Genomic DNA, 22246 nt, shown 5'->3' on the forward strand with positions numbered 1-22246 from the left:
ACCGTTCATCCGGGTGATCTCTGCGGCCGCTGCGGGTCAGAAGCTCCCGATGCCCTTGCCGATCATCGAGACGCCGATGACCAGCAGCAGCACGGCCATGATCACCGCATTCTCCGCGGCCAGCCAGCCACGCAGCGCGTCCAGCGGTGCACGGAGCCTGTCCGCGGCGATGAGGTAGCCGATGACCGGCACGAGGACCGTCGATGCGGCGATGAGTGTGAACACCGCGATGACGAGGGTCGACGAGCCAGCCGAGAGCCCGGCGGCACCGATATCGACGCCGGCGCCGGCCGCCATAATGAGGTTCTTGGGGTTGAGGGCCGAGAGCAGGAAGCCCAGTCCTGCCGCCGCGATGAAGGTGATCGTGTCGATCGCCTTCATCCACTTCGGCAACGCCGCCTGCTCCCCGGCCTTCGGGCGCTTGCGCCACTGCGAGAAGGCGAGCAGGAACAGCAGCAGCCCGAGCACGATCTGGATGATGCCGCGCACGGGGCGCGATGCGTCCGGGTCCTGAGCGGGCAGGATCGACGACAGCAGGGTGAACACGGTCACCGCGACCACGATGCCGACCACCCAGCCCAGGAGGAACCCGACGCTGGTCACGCGCGCCTTGGGGGAGAGCAGCATGAGGATCGCGGCGATGATCGGGATCGGGCTGATGGCGACGCCCAGGGCGAGCGGGAGGACCTCTCCGATGACGGTACCCATGTCAGAGTCCTTCTCTCTCCGTGGAACGGCGCTGCACCGCGGGCGCGGTCAGATCCGCGAGCGCGGCGCGGTTGGTGGGGTAGACCTGTTCGGCGTCGAGGAGGCCGAGCGCGGTGAGGCGGTGCAGCGTGTTGGGCCGCACCCTGCTGAAGGCGAGGGAGATCGAGTGGTCGGCGAGCCACTCCTTCAGCGAGGCGAACGACTCCGCCCCGGTGATGTCGACGTCCGTGACGGCTTCCATGTCCACGACGAGATGCCGCACGGCTCCTTCGCCCGCGGACCGGACGGCGTCCTTCACCGCACCCGTGAAGACGGCGCCGTTGGCGAAGAACAGCGGAGCGGCGAGCCGGATCACGATGACTCCCGGTGCCGTGACGGTGCCGGCCGGTGCGTCCTCCAGCAGGGACTCCCCGGGGTCTCCGCTCGATTCGAGGACGTCGATGGCGGGGTTGGAGGCGCGTTTGGCGAGATTGATGAGCGCGAGCACGAACGCGACGAGGATCCCGGGGATGGAGCCGATGAAGAGGGTCACGAGGAAACACGTCGCGCCGATGAGGAACTCGAACCGGTCCTTGCGCCACAGATCCGCGAAGTCTCGGATGCCCAGCAGCGGGATGATGGCGACGCCGACGATCGCGCCGATCGCGGGTGAGGGGATGTCCTCGAGCAGGGCGGTGCCGAACAGGAGAAGCAGAAGGGTGCCCACCGCGAGCACGAGCGCGGGGAGCTGCGTCCGCGAGCCCGCCTGGTCCATCGCGGCCGTGCGCGATGTCGACGAGCCGACGGAGAAGCTGCCCTGGGCCCCCGCGGCGACGTTCGCCACACCGAAGGCCAGCAGGTCGCGATTCGCCCGGAACGGGTATCCGTGCTTCTCGGCGTAGGAGCGCGAGACCAGCAGCCCCTCGGCGGTCGTGACGAGAGTCAGAGCGATCGCCGACGGCACGAGGGCGAGCCACATCGTCCAGTCGATCATCGGCCAGGTGAACGCAGGAGCGCCCGCCGGAACCTCGCCAAGGACGTCGACGCCCTGCTGGTCGAGCCCGGAGACGACGACGGCGATCGTCGAGACCACGAGCACGATGAGAGCCCACGGCACGGCTCGCAGGAAGGCGCGTCCGGCCAGGAGCACGGCGACGGAGCACACCGAGATCAGCACGGACCAGCCGTTCAGCGTGCCCAGACCGCTCACGAGGTCGGCGACCTTGCCGGTGAACTCCTTGCCGGAATCGATCGAGACGCCGAGCATCTTGGCGATCTGACTCACCATGATGTCCAGCGCGAGTCCGCCCACGAACCCGACGAGGATCGGCTTCGACAGGAAGTTGGCGAGGAATCCGAGCTTGAACACCGCCAGCAGGATGAACAGCACGCCGCAGATGACGGCCTGGGCGAGCGCGAGCGTCGCATAGTCCGCACTGCCCGCCACGGCGAGCCCGCCGACCGACGACGCGACGAGAGCGGCGGCTGCCGCATCGGGCGAGGCGACGAGCTGGCGTGACGACACCACCAGGGCGTAGACGACCGTGGGGACGATCAGTGCGTAGAGTCCGGCGGTGGCGGGCAGCCCCGCGATCTGCGCGTAGCCGATGTTGAGCGGGATCGCGATGGCCAGGAGGGTGACGCCCGCGGTCAGCTCCGTGGCGAGGTTCCGCGTCGTCAGTCCCGCGAGTGGACGTTGCATGCGACCTCCTTCGACCGGACTCCCGCGAGCCGACTCCGGATCCACGATCCCACCGCGTCCGATGCCGCGACCAGTCCGCCCGCGCAACCTCCTCCGGGTGATTTACGCGCGGCGCCCCAGATGGCGCTTCCGCCGACGTGCTGGCACCGCCACCGGTGCTGCGGGAGCGGGAGGGGCGGGCACCGCGGTCCTGTCACCAGAGAGCCAGCGCAGCCACACCGATCCCGGGTCTCCCTCCAGGACGAGGGCCCGTGCGAGCAGGGTGAGCGGGATCGACAGGATCGCGCCGAGGGGTCCGATGATGAACGTCCAGAAGATCACCGAGAGGAAGCTCAGGGTGAGGCTCAGGTCCACCGCGTCGCTGACGAACTTCGGCTGCACGAGGACCTGCAGGACCACGTTGACGACGCAGTAGACGGCGATCACACCGAGGAGCAGGGGCCACCCGCCGACCACGAAGGCGAGGATCGCCGGAGGGATGAGGCCCAGGACGAATCCGATGTTCGGGATGAAGTTGGTGACGAACGCCAGGATCGCCCAGACGACCGGCGCAGGAACGCCCATCCACCACAGTGCCAGCCCGTCGATGATCGCCACGACGGCTCCGAACGCGGCGTTGACGACGTAGTACCGCCGGATTCCCGTGTTGAGGCGGGCGATCCGCTCGAGCACCTCGCCCTTCGTCGCCCCGAAGAGCGCGGGAGCCTGACGGTACCGCGAGGCGTCCACAGCCAGGAAGATGATGTACGCGCAGACGAAGAAGAGAGCGGTCGCGACGCTGAGGACCGTGCTTCCCAGACTCTGCGCGATCCCGATCAGGGTGTCCGGATCGAGGACGGAGGCCGCGGCGGCGGAGGCCTCCTCATCGAGACCGAGCGTCTGCAGCCAGCTCACGACGTCGTCGGCGGTGCCGGCCAGACCGCCCTCCGAGACGAGGTCTCCGATGAGGCGTGCGAACTGGGTGCCGGCGAGCCACAGCAGCGCGGCCATCGCGAGGAGGATCAGGTAGGCGAGAACGATCACGGCTGTCGTGCCGGCCCACGCCGGCCAGCCGCGCCGATCCAGGGGGCGCCGGAACGGCTCGCAGATGATGACGATCACGATGGCCAGCGCGACCGGCCCGAACACATCCCGGATGAAGAAGACGCCGGCGAGGGCGACGACGGTCGCCGCCAGCACCAGCAGCACTCGCAGGCTGGGAGAGAACGTGCGGTCCGGAGCGGGGCCGTGGGCAGTCGAAGAGGTCACGCGGTCAGCGTAGTCGTCAGATCGTCTCGGGGGTGACGAGAGGGGGCGGCCCCTGTCGAGGGGCGACGACGGCCTGCACGCCCGACCTCTCCAGCGTCTCCGCCACGCCCCGGACGGTGGCGGACACCACGGCGGTGCCGTGCAGTGGGTGATGCCAGATCCGGAGGATGAGCATCCAGCGCTCCGGAGAGACCGATGCCACGGAGACGCCGGGGTGTTCGCGTGCGTGCACCCCGTCGACGCCGCCTGCGGCGCGGGAGACGAGCGCGATGACGTCGTCGAGGTCGAGGTCGGCAGCGCGTCGGATCCGGATGTCGAGCTCGCTGCGACGCGCGCCGTGGCGGGAGTCGTTGACGAGGACGCCCGTGAGCAGCAGCGCATTGGGCACGTGCACCGTACGCCCGTCGACCGTGGTCAGAAGCACCGCGCGCCCGTTGAGCTCCTGCACGACACCGCGGAGTGTGCCGTCCGGGCCCTCGACCACGATCTCCTCGCCGATCTTCACCGACTGACGCGACTGGATCAGCACACCGGCGGCGAAGTTGTCTGCGACGCCGCGGAGCACCAGGATCAGCACGACCACGGCGATCGCGGTCATCGCGAGCAGGGGCTGCACGTTCGCCCCCAGGAAGGCCATGCCGACGCCCACCCCGACCAGCAGCAGCGAGTACTGCGTGAATCGTGCGCACAGCTGCGCCACCGAGTTCGATATGCCGGGGGTGCGTTCGGCGAGTTTGAGCACGCCCTTCCTGACCAGTCGGGACAGCAGCCAGCCGACGAGCACGGAGAGCAGCGCCAAGGCGATCTGCCATCCGGTCAGCCCACTCGGGAACAGGGCGTCCAGGTTCACGAGCGATGACCGGCCGGTGTGGATGCGCGCTGCCTCATCACCCCAGGGTGTTCGTCGATGCGCATGCGGCGCGCGCAGCGGTCACCCGTCGAGGGTGAGGCTCGGGGCATCAGACGCACGGGGACCGCCACGATCTCGGTATGGACGAACGGACCGGGAACGCCCGCGAACGCACTCGCGGCGTGCTCGACGTCCTGACTGTGCTCCTCCTGTCCGTCACCGCGGTCGTCACCGCCTGGTGCGGCTTCGAGGCGTCGAAGTGGGGCGGCGAGATGTCGATCGCTTTCAGCCAGGCGTCCAGCGCGCGCGTGCAGGCGGCCTCGGCCGAGGCCAGGGCGCAGGCCGCCCGACAGTACGACCTCACGATCTACACCGAATGGGTGCTCGCCGAGCGAGACGGCGACGACGAGCTCGTCGACTTCATCGAGGAGCGGTTCACCGACGAGTTCGCGGTGGCCTTCCAGGCCTGGGATGCCGAGGGCCGTATCGCGGATGGCCCATTCGCGATGGCCGAGTACGTGCCGCCGGGGGAGAAGGAGGCGGCCGAGCTCCGAGACCGGGCCGACGAGAAGTTCGACGAGGCTCTGCGCAACAACCAGCGGGGCGACGACTACTCTCTGCTCACCGTGCTCTTCGCGCTCGTCCTGTTCTTCGCCGCATTGTCGCAGCACCAGGGAGCACGATGGCGTCGTCTGGTGTTCCTCGTGCTCAGCGTCGTCCTGGCTCTCGTCGGGGTCATCCTCCTGGCGACCTTCCCGATCAAGATCTGAGCGGGGAGGAAGGAAATCACCCGGGCGAGGACCCGACGATGATCTTGAGGCGGTCGGGGCCCGTCACTAGCTTTGGGGCATGTCGCCTCCCGTGCGCTCGACGAGGCCAGGACCTGCGGTCCGGTTCCGGCCGCCGTCTCCCCAGCCCGGCGCGATCCGCCGGCAGCGAGTGAGCACGGCGATCACCGCGGCAGTGGAGCGGGATTCGCTGACGGTCGTCAGCGCGCCGAGCGGATACGGCAAGACGATCGCGGTCGTCGACTGGGCTTCCGGGCTCGACCAGGTCGCCTGGCTCGCGCTCAGTCCCTCCGACGGAGATCCCGGTCGCGTCACGCAGGGCGTCGTCGACGCCCTTCTCGCCGGCTTCGAGCGCGTGGGACGCCCGCTCGCCCTCGCCCGGGATCTGGAGGATCCCGCCCGCGCCTACCAGGAGATCTGCGGGGCGCTGGAGGAGATCGAAGCTCCCACGTACCTCATCGTGGACGACGCGCACCGTGCCGGCGAGCACTGGCGCAGCGGCCTGCTCGGCATGCTCGCCGATCAGGCACCGGACGGGCTGCGCATCGTGCTCGTCGGGACGACGCTGCTGGAGCTGACCCTGTCCCGCCATCGCGTCACGCACCCGCAGTCGTTCATCGGCGCGGAGACGCTGGGGTTCACCGCGGAGGAGGTTCGTCTGCTTCATGATGCCGCCCCGGAGCGGCTCGCGCCGGAGACGATCTTCGAGGAGACGCTGGGCTGGCCGATCGCTGTGCGCCTGATGATGATCGGCGGCGCACGGCCCGACTCTCCGGCACAGAGTGCGTCGAGGTTTCTCGGCGACTATGTGCGAGAGCACGTGCTGGGCGCCCTGCCCGCCGACGTCGCCGACTTCGTCCTGGACGGCAGCGTCTGCGGAGAGCTGACGCCCGAACTCGCGCGACGCATCACCGGACGCCCCGACGCCGGCGAGCTGCTCGAGACGTGCGTGCGACTCGGTCTGTTCCTCGACAGATTCGAGGGCTCTCACGGACCGGTCTATCGCTGGCATGCGTCCTTCGTGCGCCGCTGCGCCGAGATCGCGAGCCTCGACGGCGAGCGGATCGCGGCATGTCACCGTCGAGCGGCGGAAGCTCTCGAACAGGACGATCCGATGGCATCGATCGCCCATTCGCTGCGGGCAGCTGACGCGGCGACCGCTCGGCGCACGCTGCTGCGCCACTGGGTCGGGCTCGTGGTCGGCGCGAGCGCCGCGGACGTCGAGCGGACCGCGACGGAGATGTTGCGACGTTCACCGGAGGATGCCGAAGTGGTGCTCGTGCGCGCGTGCGCGAGCGACGTCCTCGGCGACCACCGCGTGGCCAGGGAGCTGTATCGGCGAGCGGAGCGGGCACTGGCTCGGAGAGAGGACGGCGGCGAACCTGCGACGCTGCAGATCGCGCGCCTGTTCATCGCCGACGAGCGCGCGGAGGTCGCTGCGGCGAGTGCCGGCGTCCGACGGATGCTGCTGGATGCCGACTCGACCGAGCTGTGGGACCGTGCGGCTCTGAACTATCTGCTCGGCTGGACCGAGATCCGTCACCGCGGCAACCCGACGGTGCCCATCGAGTACTTCGCGGCTGCGGCGAGGGAGGCGAGCGGCTCGGGCGACGGCGAGCTCGCCGCGCGCGCCCTCGGCCATCTCGCGTTCGGTCAGACGTGGGCCGGTCGTCTGATCGACGCTCGCGAGTCCCTCGCTGCCGTGCGCGCCGAGGAGGACGTCGCCCTTCCCTGGAGCACGTACGCAGGAGGGAGCGCCACCGCCGCTGCCGGCTACGTCGCGTACTGGTCGGGCGAGTCGGACGAAGCGCACCGGGTGTTCGGCACGTTGGTCGCCAACGGCGGCTCCGACCGCTCGTTCACGAGCCTCGGGCGCATGATGGTCGCCTACGCCGCCGCAGAGAAGGGAGATGTGGCCGTCTGCCGCCGAGCGGCGATCGGCGTCCAGGACATTCCGCTCGAGGTCGTCCACGGTGTCTCCTGGCCGGCCTTCCGGGAGTCCTCCGTCGCTCTGCTCGAGGAGGCGGTCGGCCGGCAGGACAGGGCCATCCGGATCGCGCGGCGATACCTCCAGTGCCCCGACCTGCCGGTCGTGAACGTCGCGCTCGCCGGAGTGCTTCGCCGAGCGGGGGAGTACGCCGCCGCCCTGGAAATGCTGCGCGCGCTGCGGGCGTTCGGCGAGGTCTCCTACGTCAAGACCGCGACCCTCATCACCGCCGCCGTCCTCCGCCGTCACGCCGGACATCAGGAGGATGCGCAGGAGCTGTGCGAGGCGGCGATCGCCGTCGCGTCGGCGGAGGACATCCGGCTGCCGTTCGGACCGCGCGAGTCGGCGGTCCGCCGGCTGCTGCACGAGCATGTGCATTTCGGCACCCAGTTCGAGGACTTCATCGGTCGCTGTCTGGCGAGCGACGCCACCGGATCGCGGGTCGATGCGCTCTCCGATCGGGAGCGCGACGTCTTCCAGCAGCTCCAGACGGCTCGCACGCTCCACGAGATCGCACGGGAGCTGGCCGTCTCGATCAACACCGTGAAGACGCATCAGCGTGCGATCTACCGCAAGCTCGGCGTCTCCTCACGACGCGAGGCGGTGCGGACGACCGTCTGACGCGCCGGGCACCGGGGCGGCATGGTGCGGTCTCACAGCCGGCGCAGTGCGAGAGCGAGGGAGGCGTTGGCGACAGGGGCGGGGATCGTCTGTGTCGCGAGGACGCGATCTTCGCGGTGATCGATGTCGTGGGAGAGCCGCTCCACCCAGGTGGGCTCCACCAGGAGCAGCGCAGCGCAGGATCCGGCTGCGATCGCGGACGCGAAATGGTGGGCGTCGTCCTCGCAGATGAGACCGGGCAGGTCCAGGCCGAGTCCGGCCAGTGCGAAGTCGTCGCGATCGATCTCGGTCAGCTCGGCGCGGCCGTCGTCCGTCCGGCGGAGGACCAGGACGTCCACCAGGCGGAGGCCGCCCGACTCGACCTGACGCAGCAGTGCCTCGAGGAGGTTCCGGCTGAGGTGGTCGTCGTCGAGGCGGACCACGACGAACTCCAGGTCGCCGAGCGCCTGCAGCATGGCATCGACCACCTCAGTCATGGCGTCAGCTCAGCGCGCGCGCCTTGATGGCGGCGAACTCGTCGGGCGTGATCGTGCCGGCCGACAGCAGCTTGGATGCCTTGTCGATCTCGTCGCTCGGACTGGAGCCGGCCACGCTGCGGATGTACGAGTCCGCGGCGTGCTGCTGTTCGCGATAGACCGATGCGCTCCGTTCCGCCATCCCACTGCCGCGGGCGATCAGATACACGAGCGCCGTCAGGAACGGCACGAAGATGAGGAAGATGATCCAGACCGCCTTCCACCAGCCGTTGAGCGCATGATCGCGGAACAGGTCGGCCACGATGTTGAACAGCACCATCAGGTAGGAGATGAAGACGAAGACCCAGAAGAACCACCAGATGATGTCCCAGAAGCTTTCCCAAATGGACACGTCGGTCCCCTTTCGTCGAAGTTGTCGCGTACCGGGAGCGTGGCAGTGCCGGCCCCGGGGAGCACGCCCCGCTCACCCGAACCGGGCGACCCCGCCTCCGGCGCTCTCACCCGCTCGGGGTGAGGAGGTCGACGCCGTCGGCGACCGCGCTGCGAGCATGAGCGCACAGAGTCCGCATCGGGGGTCGTGTCGCCTCCTGCGGGGAAGGGCAGATCCATGAACGACTTCCGTTTCGGTCCTGCGGAGTTCTACCTCGTCGGATTCGAGGGCGAGCGGCCCGATCCGGCCACGTTCCGCGCGCTGGCCGATCTCGTCGACAGCGGCGTCGTCCGTCTCCTCGACGTCGTGATCGTCACCAAGTCCGAGAGCGGCGAGGTGCAGATCGTCGAACTCGAGTCGGACGGGGGAGTGCTCGGGCTCACCGGATTCGAGCCGATCGCGGCCGGTCTCGCCGGGGAGGAGGACGCCGAAGCGCTGGCCGGCGCTCTCGCGCCGGGCCGCTCCGCCGCCATCGTCGTGCTGGAACTCGCCTTCGCCCGTGTTCTCGCGCAGAGACTCGCCGAGGCCGGGGGCGAGGTGCTCCGCAGCGAGCGGGTGCCGGCGCCGGTGGTGAACGCCATGATGGACATCCTCGATCAGGAAGGTGAATGACATGCCCTTGAGAAGATTCGGTCGCCCCGGTCTGATCGGACTCGCCGCGAGGACCGCCGTCGTCGCGGGAACGGCCGGCGCCGTCGGCGGTGCCATGTCGCGGCACCAGCAGCAGCAGGCGCAGCAGGAGTACGAGCAGGAGCAGTACGAAGCGGCGCAGCGGCAGGCGCAGGTCGACGCCGCCGCGCAGAACGCCGCGTCGTCCTACGCCGCGCCCACACCGCCGACGTCGGGCGGCGCCGACGACATGATCGCGAAGCTGCAGCAGCTGGCGGCGATGAAGGAATCCGGCGTGCTGTCGGACGAGGAGTTCGTCGCCGCCAAACAGAAGCTGCTGAGCTGACGGCGCTCGCCGCATCTGCGGCGGGAACGGACAGGGGAGGTCGCGGATGAGCGAACTGGACGAGCTGCGTGCCAGAGTCGTGCTCCTGGAGCAGGAGAACGCCGCGCTGCGCGTGCCGCGCCGACGTACCAGCGGTCGGAGCATCCTCGCCGGTGTCGTCCTCGCTCTCGCAGTGCTCATCGCCCCGATCGCGGCGATGGGGACCTGGGCGCGCCTGCAGCTCGTGGACGCGGACCGTTTCGTCGCGACGTTCGCCCCGCTGGCTCAGGATCCCGACGTGCAGGATTTCGTCGCTGCGCAGGTGGGCGACGCGATCCAGGAGCAGGTCGACCTGGACGCTGTCGTCGGCGAGGTCTTCGACGGCCTGCGTGCACTCGACCTTCCGCCGCGCGCGGCCTCGGCGCTGAGCCTGCTCGAGGCTCCGGCGGCGAGCGGTCTCGCATCGCTCGTGGACGGCGTGGTCCACGATGTCGTCCGGTCCGACCAGTTTGCGGACATCTGGGCGCAGTCGCTGCGCGTTGCCCATGAACGCGCGGTCGCGATCATGCAGAACAGCCCGGACACCGCGCTGCAGCTCGCTGACGACGGCGTCCTGTCGCTCGACCTCGGCGTCGTCGTGGACCGGGTCAAGGACGCTCTCGCCGAACGCGGGGTCGGCTTCGCAGACCTCATCCCCGCGATCGACCGTTCGGTCCCCATCGCTCAGGCCGACGCGCTCGTGCTGACGCGGAGCATCTACCAGATCGCGGTCGTCGCGGGTTTCTGGATGCCGTGGCTCGTACTCGGTCTGATCGTGGTCGGCGTGCTGCTCGCGCTGAACCGCGCACGGGCGCTCCTGTGGACCAGCATCGGTTTCGCCGGCGCGTTCCTGCTCCTCTCGGCGGGGATGGGCATCGGGCGATCGTTCTTCGTGACGGCGGTGAGTCCGTCGGTCATGTCCGCGTCCGCAGCGCAGGCGCTGTTCGATCAGGTGACCTCCTTGCTCAGCTCGACGATCCTCGCGCTGGCCCTCGTCGGCGTCCTCGTCGCCGCGTGGGCCTGGCTCGGCGGGACCAGCCGCAGCGCCGTCGCGAGCCGAGGCCTCCTGAACAGCGGGTTCGCCGCCGTCCGCGGCACGTGGGAGCGGCGGGGCCTGTCGACCGGCCGGTTCGGCGAACAGGTGGATCGCCTGCACGGGGTGATCGTCGTCGTCGCGATGGCGGTCGCCCTGCTGGTCGTGATCACCACGCGACCGGTCTCGTTCGCCACCGTGGTGGCTGTGGCCGCCTGGCTCGTCGTCTTCGCCATCGTGGTCGAGCTGGTGCGCCGTCCGCGGACGCTCACCCCGCCGGGGTGAGCAGCATCCGCTCCACCCGCCCGTGCGGGGGATACTCGCCTCGACGCTGGTCAGCTGCACCCCGATCGAAGGAGACAGATATGCCGGAATTCAATTCGGACTTCGCCGGTGAGATCACGCTGGACGTCCGAGACTCGGTGCCGGACTGGTCACCGTACGAGCTGACGTCAGCACCGGATGGCGCACCGAACATCCTCGTCGTGCTGTACGACGACACGGGGCTGGCCTCCTGGTCGCCGTACGGCGGGCGCATCAGCATGCCGACGATGGACCGGCTCGCCCGCGGCGGCCTCACCTACACGCAATGGCACACGACGGCGCTGTGCTCGCCGACCCGCTCGACGATGCTCACCGGCCGGAACCACCACGTCAACCGGGCCGGGGTCATCATGGAGGGCACGAACGGCTTCCCCGGGTTCGCCGGACGCCTGCCCGCCGAATGCGCCACGATCGGGCAGATCCTCCAGCAGAACGGCTACTCGACGTTCTGGGTCGGGAAGAACCACAACGTCCCGGAGGAGGACATCGCCCCCGGGGGCAATCGATCCATGTGGCCGCTCCAACTCGGCTTCGACCGCTTCTACGGCTTCCTGGGCGGCGAGACCAACAACTGGTACCCCGACCTCGTCGAGGACAACCACTTCATCGAGGCGCCGGCGACGCCGGAGGAGGGCTACCACCTGTCGAAGGACCTCGCCGACCAGGCGCTCAAGATGATCCGCAACCAGCAGGCCTCGAATCCGTCGAAGCCCTGGTACATGTGGTTCTGTCCCGGAGCCAACCACGCGCCGCACCATGCGCCGGAGGAATACATCGAGAAGTACCGCGGTGCCTTCGACGACGGCTACGACGCCTACCGCGAGTGGGTTCTCGCGCGCATGATCGACAAGGGCATCCTGCCGGAGGGAACGGCGCTGACCCCGTTCAATCCGCTGCCGGAGGAGGCGGCCAATCCGGCGGACCACGTCCGTCCCTGGGAGGAGCTCTCCGCCGACGAGAGACGGCTGTTCGCCCGCTTCGCCGAGGTGTTCGCCGGTTTCTCGGAGTACACCGATGCGCAGGTGGGACGCATCATCGACTATCTGGAGGAAACCGGCCAGCTGGACAACACGCTCGTCTTCTACTGCGCCGACAACGGCGCGTCGGGGGAGGGCTCGCCGGACGGATCGGTCAACGAGAACAAGTTCTTCAACGGCTATCCGGACGACCTCGCCGAGAACCTCACCATGATCGACCGGCTCGGGTCCGCCGACACCTACAACCACTACCCGACCGGCTGGGCTGCGGCGTTCTCGACACCGTTCCAGATGTTCAAGCGCTACTCGCAGTACGCCGGCGGCACCTGCGACCCGATGGTGATCCACTGGCCGGCCGGGTTCCGCGCGAAGGGCGAACTGCGCCACCAGTATCACCACTCGGTCGACATCGTCTCGACGGTGCTCGATGTGATCGGCATCGAGATGCCCGAGACCTTCCGCGGAGTCGCCCAGCACCCGCTCGACGGCGTGTCGATGAAGTACAGCTTCGACGCCGAACCGGACGGATCGACGAGGAAGAGCGTGCAGTACTACTCGATGCTCGGCACCCGCGGCATCTGGAAGGACGGATGGAAGGCGGCCGCTGTGCACGCGCCGCTCAGCGGCAAGGGACACTTCGAGGACGACGTCTGGGAGCTGTACCACGTCGCGGAGGACCGATCGGAGTCGAACGACCTGGCCGAAAGCCACCCGGAGAAGCTGCAGGAGCTCATCGCCGCCTGGTTCCAGCAGGCGGAGGCGAACTTCGCGCTTCCCCTCGACGACCGCTCCGCACGGGAGATCCTGGGTGTCGCGCGGCCGCAGGCCGAGGCGCCCCGCGAGCGGTACGTCTACTATCCGGGGACCGACGCGGTGCCCGAGAGCGTCGCGGTCAACCTGCGCGGGCGCTCGTACAAGATCGTCGCCGACGTCGTGCTCGACGAGGGGGCGCAGGGGGTGATCTTCGCGCACGGCTCGCGGTTCGGCGGGCACACGCTGTTCATCAAGGACGACCGACTCGCCTACGTCTACAACTTCCTGGGCATCCCCCCGGAGCAGACGTTCACGTCGGAGAGGCTCACGCCCGGCCCGCACACCGTCGGCGTCGACTTCGTCCGTGAAGGCGCGGGCGAGCACGGGGAATCCGTCGGCACGGCGACACTGTACGTCGACGATCGCGCCGTCGCCTCCGGTCCCATGCGGGCGCAGGTCGGGAAGTTCACGCTGTGCGGCGACGGCCTCTGCGTCGGATGGGACAGCGCGGATCCGGTGAGTCGCCAGTACGGCAACCCGTTCCCGTTCACGGGCGGGAAGCTCCTCGGCGTCGGGATCGACGTCAGCACGGAGCAGTACCGTGACCTGGAGCTCGAGGCAGCCGCGATGCTCTCGCGGGAGTGAGACGCGGACGCGGGGTCCTCGGCGGGGTGTTCGCCCGGACCCCGCGCCCGTCAGACCGGGCCCGCCCCGTCTCCGGGGAACACCGTCGCCCAGTCCTCGCGCACGCTCACGACCGTGTACCCCCGGTCAGCGGCGACGGAGAGCGCCTTCTCGGCTCCCGCGTCGTAGGGGGCGTCGCCGCGATCGTCGTCGTCATGGTGGACGAGCATCGCGAAACCGGGGCGGGGCCCGCGGCGGGCGAAGTCGAGCATCGCCATGTCGCCGTTGGAGTTGCCGCCGGCGAAGAGCGGCCGTCGCCCGATCCGACTCCAGATCCGCACGGGCTTCTCGGGGCCGTCGTCGAAGAAGGCCAGCGATGAGGAGTAGTGCACGGACGCGTCTTCCTCGTTCCAGGTGAGGCCGAAAGCAGAGCCGACCACTCGCTCGGGCGGGATGCCGTAGTTGGCCTGCGTCATGGGGCGCATGAAGTCGCGCTCGCCGCCGGAGACGATGTAACAGGTGAAGCCGTGCAGCTCGAGGTGGCGGAGGAGCTCGACCATCGGCTGGTACACGGCGGCGGAGTACGGACGCCGCAGCGTGGGGTGCTGTGCGGTGCGGTAGAACTCCGCCACGGATCGGGCGTACTCCTCGACGCTCACGCCGTCCGTGAGGCCGACCAGCGCCTGGATGATGATCTGCAGGTTGGTGTCGTCGCCGCCGTAGTGCTTGTCGATCGCGGCGCTCAGCCAGCCGAAGTCGCCGCTCACCGCCGCGCGGTAGGGCTGCCGTTCGGCCAGTTCCGGGGAACGCTGCGCTGCTGCGCGCCACTGCTCGACCACATAGTGCAGCTGTGTGGGCATCGGCTTCTCGGTCCACAGTGTGCCGTCGTTGTCGAACACCGCGACGCGCTCCGCCACCGGCACCGCATCGGGTCCCTCGCTCACGGCGGCCACGAAGGCCTCGATGTCTCGGCGCGTGCGGGTGTCGCGCCATGAGGGCAGGGCCGTCCGATCCGTCATCTCGAAACCTCGACTCCCGTGGAGTGATGAGCGACTCCAGCATGGCACGCCACGGCGAGAGGCGACGCGGCAGGTCGCCCGGGAAGGGTGAGGACGCCCCCGATATCCGGCGTCTTCGTGTTGCCGGGAATACCCGCCATGGGTATAGGGTTGGGAAAGACAAGTACCCCATGGGGGTATCCCGAATCGAGAAGAGGAGAGGTCATGCGCACGAGCGAGTACCAGGTCACCGGAATGAGCTGCGGCCACTGCGAGGTCGCGATCCGGGGCGAGGTCAGCCAGGTGCCCGGCGTCGATTCGATCGAGGTGAGTGCTCGGACGGGCCGCCTCGTCGTCACGAGCGCCGGGCCGATCGACGACGACGCGATCCTCGCTGCCGTCGACGAGGCCGGCTACCAGGCGACGCGTTCCCGATGAACACCGCAGGCCGTCTCGGCATCTACGGCGCAGGTCTCGTCGTCGTGTTCGGAGCGGCTTTCGCGACCGCCGGCGCGCTGGTGCCCGATGCCGCCGTCTCCGCATGGACGGATCAAGCGCGGCACGACCAGACCCCGACCGAGCAGGAACGACACACCGCGGGCCCCGCGGCCGCACAGGAGGAAGACATGAGCGGAGTGACGATCGCCGCATCCGGGTACGTCCTCGGACCGATCTCCGCGCCGGCCGACCCCGGCGCACCGGGGGAGCTGTCGTTCCGCATCACCGATGCGCTCGGCGATCCGGTCACCGGCTACGAGACCGCGCACGACAAGCAGCTCCACCTCATCGTGGTGCGCAGTGACGGCACCGCATACCGGCACGTCCACCCCGAGCTGGACACCGCCACCGGGACGTGGTCGCTGCCGTGGACGTGGGATGCCGCCGGCACGTACCGGGTGTACGCGGACTTCACCGGGGAAGGAGGCGTCAGCGCGACGCTGTCGCGGATGGTCGACGTCACCGGCCCCCTCGCCCCGGCCGCGCCGGCCGACACGAGGACGACCGCGAGTGTCGACGGGTTCGACGTGCGAGTCCGGGGCGACGTGGTCGCCGGCACCGGAAGCGAGCTGACAGTGGAGGTCACCCGAGACGGCGAGGCGGTCACCACGCTCGAGCCGTATCTGGGCGCCTTCGGGCACCTCGTCGCCCTGCGCCAGGGGGACCTCGCGTATCTGCACGTCCACGCCCATGGGGAGGAGCCGCAGGCGGAGGAGCTCTCCGGTCCTGAGGTGCGCTTCACCGTGCAGGCCCCGACCGCTGGACGATATCTGCTCTACCTCGACTTCCAGGTCGACGGGACGGTGCACACCGCGCCGTTCGTGATCGAGGCCGCCGCTCCCACCGGTGAGACGCCAGCCGGGACCGGCGACGACCACGAAGGGCATTGAGACCCGTGCTGTACCGACGCCCGCGCCGAGGAGCCGCGCTCCCGGGCGGGGAACGCGAAGGATCGAGGAGATCATCATGACCGACACGCAGCACGCAGCCGCAGCCAGCGTGGAGCTGGAGATCGGCGGAATGACGTGCGCCTCGTGCGCGATGCGGATCGAGAAGAAGCTCAACCGCATCGACGGCGTGACGGCGACCGTGAACTACGCCACAGAGAAGGCGAAGATCACGGCGCCGGCGGGAATCGACCCGTCTGTGCTCATCGCCGAGGTCGAGAAGACCGGGTACACCGCAGCGCTTCCCGCGCCCGTGGCGACGACTCCGGCGCCCGATGCCGAGTCTGCATCGGACAGGGAGCTGACGGATCTCCGGCACCGGCTGATCGCCTCGATCGTGCTGACCGTCCCCGTCGTCGCGATGGCGATGATCCCTGCCCTCCAGTTCACCTCCTGGCAGTGGCTCTCGCTCGCGCTCGCCGCCCCCGTCATCGTCTGGGCGGCCTGGCCCTTCCACAGGGCCGCCTGGACGAACCTCCGCCACGGCGCGGCCACCATGGACACCCTCATCTCCCTGGGTACCGTCGCCGCGCTGCTGTGGTCCCTCTACGCCCTGTTCCTCGGCACCGCCGGGGTGCCGGGGATGACCCACCCGTTCGAACTCACGGTGGCGCCGAGCGACGGCGCCGCCAACATCTACCTCGAGGTCGGCGCCGGGGTCACGACCTTCATCCTCGCCGGCCGCTATTTCGAGAAGCGCTCGAAGCGGCAGGCCGGGGCGGCGCTGCGTGCGCTCCTGGAACTCGGGGCGAAGGACGTCGCCGTGCTGCGCGACGGCATCGAGATGCGGATCCCCACGACGGACCTGAAGCCCGACGACGAGTTCGTGGTGCGGCCGGGGGAGAAGATCGCCACCGACGGGGTGATCGTCTCGGGAACCTCCGCCGTCGACGCATCGATGCTGACGGGGGAGTCGGTGCCGGTCGAGGTGGGAGAGGGAGACGCCGTCACCGGCGCCACCGTGAACGCCGGAGGTCGACTGGTCGTCCGGGCCACGCGCGTCGGCTCCGACACGCAGCTGGCGCAGATGGCGAAGCTCGTCGAGGAGGCGCAGACCGGGAAGGCCGAGGTGCAGCGGCTGGCCGACCGCGTCTCGGGGATCTTCGTCCCGATCGTGATCGCCGTCGCCCTCGGCACGCTCGGCGCCTGGCTCGGAGCGGGCTTCCCCCCGTCCGCCGCCTTCACGGCCGCCGTGGCCGTCCTCATCATCGCCTGCCCGTGCGCGCTCGGTCTCGCCACCCCGACGGCGCTGCTGGTCGGCACCGGACGCGGCGCTCAGATGGGCATCCTGATCAAGGGGCCGGAAGTTCTCGAATCCACACGGACGGTCGACACGGTCGTCCTCGACAAGACCGGCACCGTCACCAGCGGGAGGATGACGCTCACCGGCGTCCACACCGCGGAGGGCGTGGGGCGGGACGAGCTGCTGCGCCTCGCCGGAGCATCCGAGGACGCGTCCGAGCATCCGATCGCCCAGGCGATCGCGAAGGCGGCGACGCAGGAGACCGGAGCGCTCCCGGCGCCGGAGGACTTCGCCAACATCGAGGGCAAGGGGGTGCAGGGGATGGTCGACGGGCACGCGGTGCTGGTCGGCCGGGAGTCGCTGCTCGCCGAATGGTCGCAGCACCTGCCCGCCGCGCTCGCCGCAGCCAAGGCCGAGGCCGAGAGCCAGGGCAAGACGGCCGTCGCCGTGGGGTGGGACGGAGAGGCGCGCGGCGTCCTCGTCGTGGCGGACGCGGTGAAGCCCACCAGTGCTCAGGCGATCGTGCAGCTGAAGCGTCTGGGACTGACGCCCATCCTCCTCACAGGTGACAACCGGACCGTCGCAGAGCGGATCGCGGCCGAGGTCGGGATCACCGAAGTCATCGCCGAGGTGCTGCCGCAGGAGAAAGTCGACGTCGTCACGCGCCTCCAGCGCGAGGGCAGGGTGGTGGCGATGGTGGGGGACGGCGTGAACGACGCGGCCGCCCTCGCTCAGGCCGACCTCGGGCTGGCGATGGGCACCGGCACCGACGTCGCCATCGAGGCCAGCGACATCACCCTGGTGCGCGGAGATCTGCGCAGTGCGGCGGACGCCATCCGGCTCTCCCGGAAGACGCTCGGCACGATCAAGGGGAACCTGTTCTGGGCCTTCGCGTACAACGTCGCCGCGATCCCGCTCGCGGCGCTCGGGCTGCTCAATCCCATGCTCGCCGGTGCGGCGATGGCGTTCTCCAGCGTCTTCGTCGTCGGCAACAGCCTCCGCCTCCGCTCCTTCCGGAGCCAGGCGGTGGACCCCTCCCCGTCGGAGACCACGGCACGGCGCGAGCGCTCGGTGCCGGCCGCCTCCGCGGACACCCACTGAGATCGAAAGAGGAGCATCACATGTCCGATTCCCCCGCAGCGTCCTGCTGCAGCATCGACCGCGGCAGTCGCGTGTCCGCCGAAGGACGCAGAGACCTGCTCGCCACGCCCGCCGACGGCATGGCGGAGTGCCCGGTGATGGTCGGCAGCCCCGTCGTGATCGCCGACGCGGAAGCCGCAGGGCTCTTCCGCGATCATGACGGCACGCGCTACTACTTCTGCTGCGCAGGGTGCGGCCCGGCCTTCGACGCCGACCCCGCGAAGTACGCCGCCGCAGCAGCCTGATCACACTCCGTCCCGTTCGGGGCCGGCGACACTCCGGCCCCGAACGGGTACCGTCTTCCGCAGAGGAGAGGTCCATGAGCACCCCGAACCACGAGCACAGCGACAGCACCGGAACCCATCCAGGCGCCGGACACGCCGGCGGATCCCACTCCGCCGCGCCCGAAGCAGAGCACGACGCGCACGCCGGTCACGCGGGTCCGGCCGGTCACGCCGGTCACGCGGGTCACGACGCGCACGCCGGTCACGACGCGCACGCCGGTCACGCGGGTCACGGCGGGCACGGCGACCACGCGGGTCACGGCGGGCACGGCGACCACGTCGCCCAGTTCCGGCGACTCTTCTGGATCATGCTCCTGCTGGCCGTGCCGACCGTCGCGCTGTCCGGCATGTTCGCGATGATCCTCGGCTACACGCTCCCCGACGTGCCCGGTCTCTCCTGGGTCTCGCCGGTCCTCGGCACCGTGATGTACGTCTGGGGAGGCAGGCCCTTCCTCGTCGGCGCGGTGAGCGAGCTCCGGGCGCGCAAGCCCGGGATGATGCTGCTCATCGGCCTCGCCATCACGGTGGCCTTCTTGGCGTCGTGGGGTGCGAGCCTCGGCATCCTCCATCACGAGCTCGACTTCTGGTGGGAGCTCGCGCTCCTGATCGTGATCATGCTGCTCGGCCACTGGATCGAGATGCGTTCCCTCGCTCAGACGACGTCGGCGCTCGACTCGCTCGCCGCCCTCCTCCCCGATGAGGCGGAGCGCGTCGAGGGCGGACAGGTCGTCGTGGTCTCGCCCACCGAGCTCGCCGTCGGCGACATCGTGATCGTCCGGCCGGGCGGAAGCGTCCCCGCCGACGGCCGGATCATCGACGGTCGGGCCTCGATGGACGAGTCGATGGTCACGGGGGAGTCCCGCACGGTCGCCCGCGACATCGGCGACCTCGTCACGGCGGGTACCGTCGCGACGGACTCCGGGCTCCGCGTCGAGATCACCGCGACCGGCGACGACACGACCCTGGCCGGGATCCAGCGCCTCGTCACGGAGGCGCAGAACTCGTCGTCGCGAGCGCAGCGTCTCGCCGACACGGCAGCCGGATGGCTGTTCTGGTTCGCCCTCGGAGCGGCGGCCATCACCGCGGTCGTCTGGACTCTCGTCGGATTCCCCGACGCGGCCGTGATCCGCACCATCACCGTGCTCGTGATCGCCTGCCCGCATGCGCTGGGTCTGGCGATCCCGCTCGTCGTCTCCATCGCGACGGAGCGGGCGGCGCGAGGCGGCGTGCTGGTCAAGGACCGTCTGGCACTGGAGAGCATGCGCACCGTCGACACGGTGCTGTTCGACAAGACCGGCACGCTGACCAAGGGAGAGCCGATCGTGTCGGCGGTGGCGGCCGTCGAGGGGCAGGAGGAGACGGAGGTGCTCGCGCTCGCCGCTGCGGCGGAGGCCGACAGCGAGCATCCGCTCGCGAGGGCGATCGTGCGCGCCGCTGCGGACCGCGGACTCTCCGTGCCCGAGAGCCGCGACTTCCGCTCGTCGCCCGCGGTGGGCGTCACGGCCACTGTCGGCGGGGCGACGGTGCGCGTCGGCGGTCCTCATCTGCTCTCCGAGGAGGGCGCGGACGAACTCCCGGTGACCGATGGCTGGCGCGCGGACGGCGCCATCATCCTGCACGTGCTCCGCGACGGTCGGGTCGTCGGTGCGCTGAAGCTCGCCGACGAGGTGCGTCCGGAGTCGCGGGAGGCGGTCGACGCGCTGCACGCGCTCGGTGTGCAGGTGGTGATGATCACGGGTGACGCGGAGGCGGTCGCCCACACCGTGGCCGCCGACCTCGGGATCGACCGGGTCTTCGCCGGGGTGCGTCCGGAGGACAAGGCCGCGAAGGTGCAGGAGCTGCAGCGTGAAGGGCGCAAGGTCGCGATGGTCGGAGACGGCGTGAACGACGCCCCTGCCCTGGCGCAGGCCGACGTGGGACTGGCGATCGGCGCCGGAACCGATGTGGCGATCGCATCCGCCGGGGTGATCCTCGCCGGCGACGACCCGCGCGCCGTGCTGTCCGTGATCGAGCTCTCGAGGGCCGCCTACCGGAAGATGAAGCAGAACCTGTGGTGGGCGGCCGGCTACAACCTGATCTCGGTTCCGCTCGCGGCGGGCGTGCTCGCTCCGATCGGGTTCGTCCTGCCGATGTCGGTCGGAGCGATCCTCATGTCGCTGTCGACCATCGTCGTGGCGCTGAACGCCCAGCTGCTGCGTCGCCTCGACCTTCGACCGGAGGTGACGACGCGCGCGATCCTCGATCGATGATCGGCGCGTCGTCACCCCGGAGTCAGCGCGGGGTGATGTCCCCAAGCTTCCAGCTGCGGTCGAAGTACGGCTCCAGCGGTCCGTAGAAGCGGAAGTAGGAGAACCAGTGCTTACCCGGGATGGTCTGCACCCAGTTCCGTTCGCCCTCCGCGGGCTCGGCGGGTCCGAAGTGCAGGTCGACCGATCCATCGGCGTTGCGGACGAGCTCGTCACGGGATCCGCGATCGCCGCGCTGCTGAGGGTTGTCGATCAGGCAGCGCGTGGTCGCGTCATACACGGTCGCAGACCAGAACAGCCTCGCCGGCACGTCGGCGGGCACATGCAGCGTGTAGTCCCGCCCTCCGTCGAGCCACTCGCCGGCTCCGTCCGTATACGACCCCAGGTAGGCCTGGCCGACGCCCGGGGTCGTGCTCTTCATCGCCTCAGAGAACGACACGGCCTCGTAGAACCACGACGCCCGCTCCAGCAGCTCATCGTAGCCGTCTCCCCGCTGGGCGGAGTTGTCGAGCACGATCGCGAGCTCCCACGCCCGGTCGGGCCAGTACGTCCCCTGCGGGAAGCGCTTGGCGAACGTGTTCGCCTGCGCCATGAGTTCTCCGGCCGCGGCGCCCTGCTCGAGGATCCGCGTGAGACGCTCGTCCGGAGCGAACGGCTTGCCCTTCTCGATGCCCAGCTGCCGGAGCATGGCGAGGTGGAAGCGATCCCGTTCGTCGACGACCTCCGACTGGTAGATGTCGTGCAGGCGACGCCAGTACTCGATTCCCCGGGGCTGGTCCCCGCTCCACGGTCTGCCCTCCGGCGACACGATCCGCGTCGGCGCGGGGTGGGCGCGATCCGCGTACGGATAGATCCGCACGGCACGCACGAGCGCGTCCGAGCGCTCGGGGTCGGGATCGAGGGTCCGGAACCCGAACATGATGTTCACGCCCGAGGAGCGCAGCGCTCGGTAGTCCTCACCCAGCCCGTCCGGAGCATCGACCCCCGGGGCCAGCACGAGGTACTTGCCGCCCTCCCCGCGGTCCGGTCCCATCTCGCCCATCGCGCCGATCTCCCGCTGCCAGAAGTCCGAGACTCCGCCGGCGGTCGGACCAGGCGGCAGCTCGATGACGAGCGGACCGGTCTGCGACAGATCGAAGAAGTTCAGGATGTACGGGGTCGTCGCGTTGGCCGTGATGAGGCCGAGCCGATCGCGATAGCTGAGGTAGCGCACGAGGTCGCTGCTGGTGGCGCCGAAAACGTCGTAGTGCTGTGTCTTCCACTGGGCATAGGAGACCAGCGGCAGCGCCCACAGGTACGCCTGGCACGCGAACTGGTGGTCGAGCTCGTCGAAGATCAGCGGGATGTCGGTGCGCGCGGGGAGTTCGCCGTCCATGCGCACGTCGGCGAGACGGCCCGGAAGATCTGCCGCCATCAG

Annotated in this window: 19 protein-coding genes; 11 read left to right on the forward strand and 8 right to left on the reverse strand. The window is 69.7% G+C overall.

What is annotated here, in order from left to right:
- Nucleotides 1-36 precede the first annotated feature (36 nt).
- From CSX12_RS06870 to CSX12_RS06885, 4 genes are all read right to left on the reverse strand, one after another.
- A complete protein-coding gene (locus tag CSX12_RS06870) occupies nucleotides 37-708 on the reverse strand; it encodes a GAP family protein (RefSeq protein ID WP_124895307.1) in 672 nt (223 codons plus the stop codon).
- A 1-nt stretch (nucleotide 709) separates the two neighbouring features.
- A complete protein-coding gene (locus CSX12_RS06875) occupies nucleotides 710-2389 on the reverse strand; it encodes a SulP family inorganic anion transporter (protein ID WP_124895308.1) in 1680 nt (559 codons plus the stop codon).
- Between the two features lie 102 nt (nucleotides 2390-2491).
- On the reverse strand, nucleotides 2492-3637 hold the full coding sequence (locus CSX12_RS06880) for an AI-2E family transporter (protein WP_241160581.1): 1146 nt from the start codon (nucleotides 3635-3637) through the stop codon (nucleotides 2492-2494).
- Nucleotides 3638-3653: 16 nt separating this feature from the next.
- On the reverse strand, nucleotides 3654-4487 hold the full coding sequence (locus CSX12_RS06885) for a mechanosensitive ion channel domain-containing protein (RefSeq protein WP_124895309.1): 834 nt from the start codon (nucleotides 4485-4487) through the stop codon (nucleotides 3654-3656).
- Nucleotides 4488-4627: 140 nt separating this feature from the next.
- On the opposite strand from CSX12_RS06885, the gene CSX12_RS06890 reads away from it, so the two are divergent.
- Both CSX12_RS06890 and CSX12_RS06895 read left to right on the forward strand, forming a co-directional pair.
- Complete coding sequence (locus CSX12_RS06890) at nucleotides 4628-5257, forward strand: hypothetical protein (RefSeq protein ID WP_017203173.1); 630 nt, start codon at nucleotides 4628-4630, stop codon at nucleotides 5255-5257.
- 169 nt (nucleotides 5258-5426) lie between these two features.
- On the forward strand, nucleotides 5427-7883 hold the full coding sequence (locus CSX12_RS06895) for a LuxR C-terminal-related transcriptional regulator (RefSeq protein ID WP_124895310.1): 2457 nt from the start codon (nucleotides 5427-5429) through the stop codon (nucleotides 7881-7883).
- 32 nt (nucleotides 7884-7915) lie between these two features.
- Here CSX12_RS06895 and CSX12_RS06900 read toward each other — a convergent pair whose 3' ends face one another.
- Nucleotides 7916-8359 carry a DUF6325 family protein gene (locus tag CSX12_RS06900; protein ID WP_124895311.1) on the reverse strand — a complete coding sequence of 148 codons (444 nt, stop codon included), beginning with the start codon at nucleotides 8357-8359 and terminating at the stop codon, nucleotides 7916-7918.
- A 4-nt stretch (nucleotides 8360-8363) separates the two neighbouring features.
- Nucleotides 8364-8750: an SHOCT domain-containing protein gene (locus CSX12_RS06905; RefSeq protein ID WP_124895312.1), complete on the reverse strand. Its 387-nt coding sequence runs from the start codon at nucleotides 8748-8750 to the stop codon at nucleotides 8364-8366.
- Nucleotides 8751-8966: 216 nt separating this feature from the next.
- Here CSX12_RS06905 and CSX12_RS06910 point away from each other — a divergent pair, with 216 nt between their 5' ends.
- The 4 genes from CSX12_RS06910 to CSX12_RS06925 all read left to right on the forward strand — a co-directional run bounded on the left by CSX12_RS06910 (nucleotide 8967) and on the right by CSX12_RS06925 (nucleotide 13494).
- Nucleotides 8967-9401, forward strand: a complete 435-nt coding sequence (locus CSX12_RS06910; RefSeq protein ID WP_017203169.1) for a DUF6325 family protein — start codon at nucleotides 8967-8969, stop codon at nucleotides 9399-9401.
- A 1-nt stretch (nucleotide 9402) separates the two neighbouring features.
- Complete coding sequence (locus CSX12_RS06915; protein ID WP_124895313.1) at nucleotides 9403-9744, forward strand: SHOCT domain-containing protein; 342 nt, start codon at nucleotides 9403-9405, stop codon at nucleotides 9742-9744.
- 46 nt (nucleotides 9745-9790) lie between these two features.
- Nucleotides 9791-11080, forward strand: coding sequence for a hypothetical protein (locus tag CSX12_RS06920; RefSeq protein WP_124895314.1), 1290 nt, complete (start codon nucleotides 9791-9793; stop codon nucleotides 11078-11080).
- 80 nt (nucleotides 11081-11160) lie between these two features.
- The gene (locus CSX12_RS06925) at nucleotides 11161-13494 is read left to right on the forward strand and encodes an arylsulfatase (protein ID WP_124895315.1); all 2334 of its coding nucleotides are present in this window, start codon (nucleotides 11161-11163) and stop codon (nucleotides 13492-13494) included.
- A gap of 50 nt (nucleotides 13495-13544) precedes the next feature.
- Here the strand turns inward: CSX12_RS06925 and CSX12_RS06930 are convergent, their stop codons facing one another.
- The gene (locus CSX12_RS06930) at nucleotides 13545-14492 is read right to left on the reverse strand and encodes an HAD family hydrolase (protein WP_124895316.1); all 948 of its coding nucleotides are present in this window, start codon (nucleotides 14490-14492) and stop codon (nucleotides 13545-13547) included.
- Between the two features lie 204 nt (nucleotides 14493-14696).
- On the opposite strand from CSX12_RS06930, the gene CSX12_RS06935 reads away from it, so the two are divergent.
- The 5 genes from CSX12_RS06935 (at nucleotide 14697) to CSX12_RS06955 (ending at nucleotide 20832) form a co-directional block, all read left to right on the forward strand.
- Nucleotides 14697-14909: a heavy metal-associated domain-containing protein gene (locus tag CSX12_RS06935; protein WP_017203164.1), complete on the forward strand. Its 213-nt coding sequence runs from the start codon at nucleotides 14697-14699 to the stop codon at nucleotides 14907-14909.
- Nucleotides 14906-15859, forward strand: coding sequence for a heavy-metal-associated domain-containing protein (locus tag CSX12_RS06940; protein WP_124895317.1), 954 nt, complete (start codon nucleotides 14906-14908; stop codon nucleotides 15857-15859). The genes CSX12_RS06935 and CSX12_RS06940 overlap by 4 nt, the downstream gene beginning before the upstream one ends.
- Nucleotides 15860-15935: 76 nt before the next feature.
- Complete coding sequence (locus tag CSX12_RS06945; protein ID WP_124895318.1) at nucleotides 15936-18260, forward strand: heavy metal translocating P-type ATPase; 2325 nt, start codon at nucleotides 15936-15938, stop codon at nucleotides 18258-18260.
- 20 nt (nucleotides 18261-18280) lie between these two features.
- Nucleotides 18281-18544: a YHS domain-containing protein gene (locus CSX12_RS06950; protein WP_017203161.1), complete on the forward strand. Its 264-nt coding sequence runs from the start codon at nucleotides 18281-18283 to the stop codon at nucleotides 18542-18544.
- Between the two features lie 74 nt (nucleotides 18545-18618).
- Nucleotides 18619-20832, forward strand: a complete 2214-nt coding sequence (locus tag CSX12_RS06955) for a heavy metal translocating P-type ATPase (RefSeq protein ID WP_124895319.1) — start codon at nucleotides 18619-18621, stop codon at nucleotides 20830-20832.
- Between the two features lie 22 nt (nucleotides 20833-20854).
- Here the strand turns inward: CSX12_RS06955 and CSX12_RS06960 are convergent, their stop codons facing one another.
- Nucleotides 20855-22243, reverse strand: a complete 1389-nt coding sequence (locus tag CSX12_RS06960; RefSeq protein WP_124895320.1) for a DUF1254 domain-containing protein — start codon at nucleotides 22241-22243, stop codon at nucleotides 20855-20857.
- Between the last annotated feature and the right edge of the window lie 3 nt (nucleotides 22244-22246).

The sequence above is a fragment of the Microbacterium sp. Y-01 genome, assembly GCF_003856715.1.
Taxonomy (GTDB): domain Bacteria; phylum Actinomycetota; class Actinomycetes; order Actinomycetales; family Microbacteriaceae; genus Microbacterium; species Microbacterium algeriense.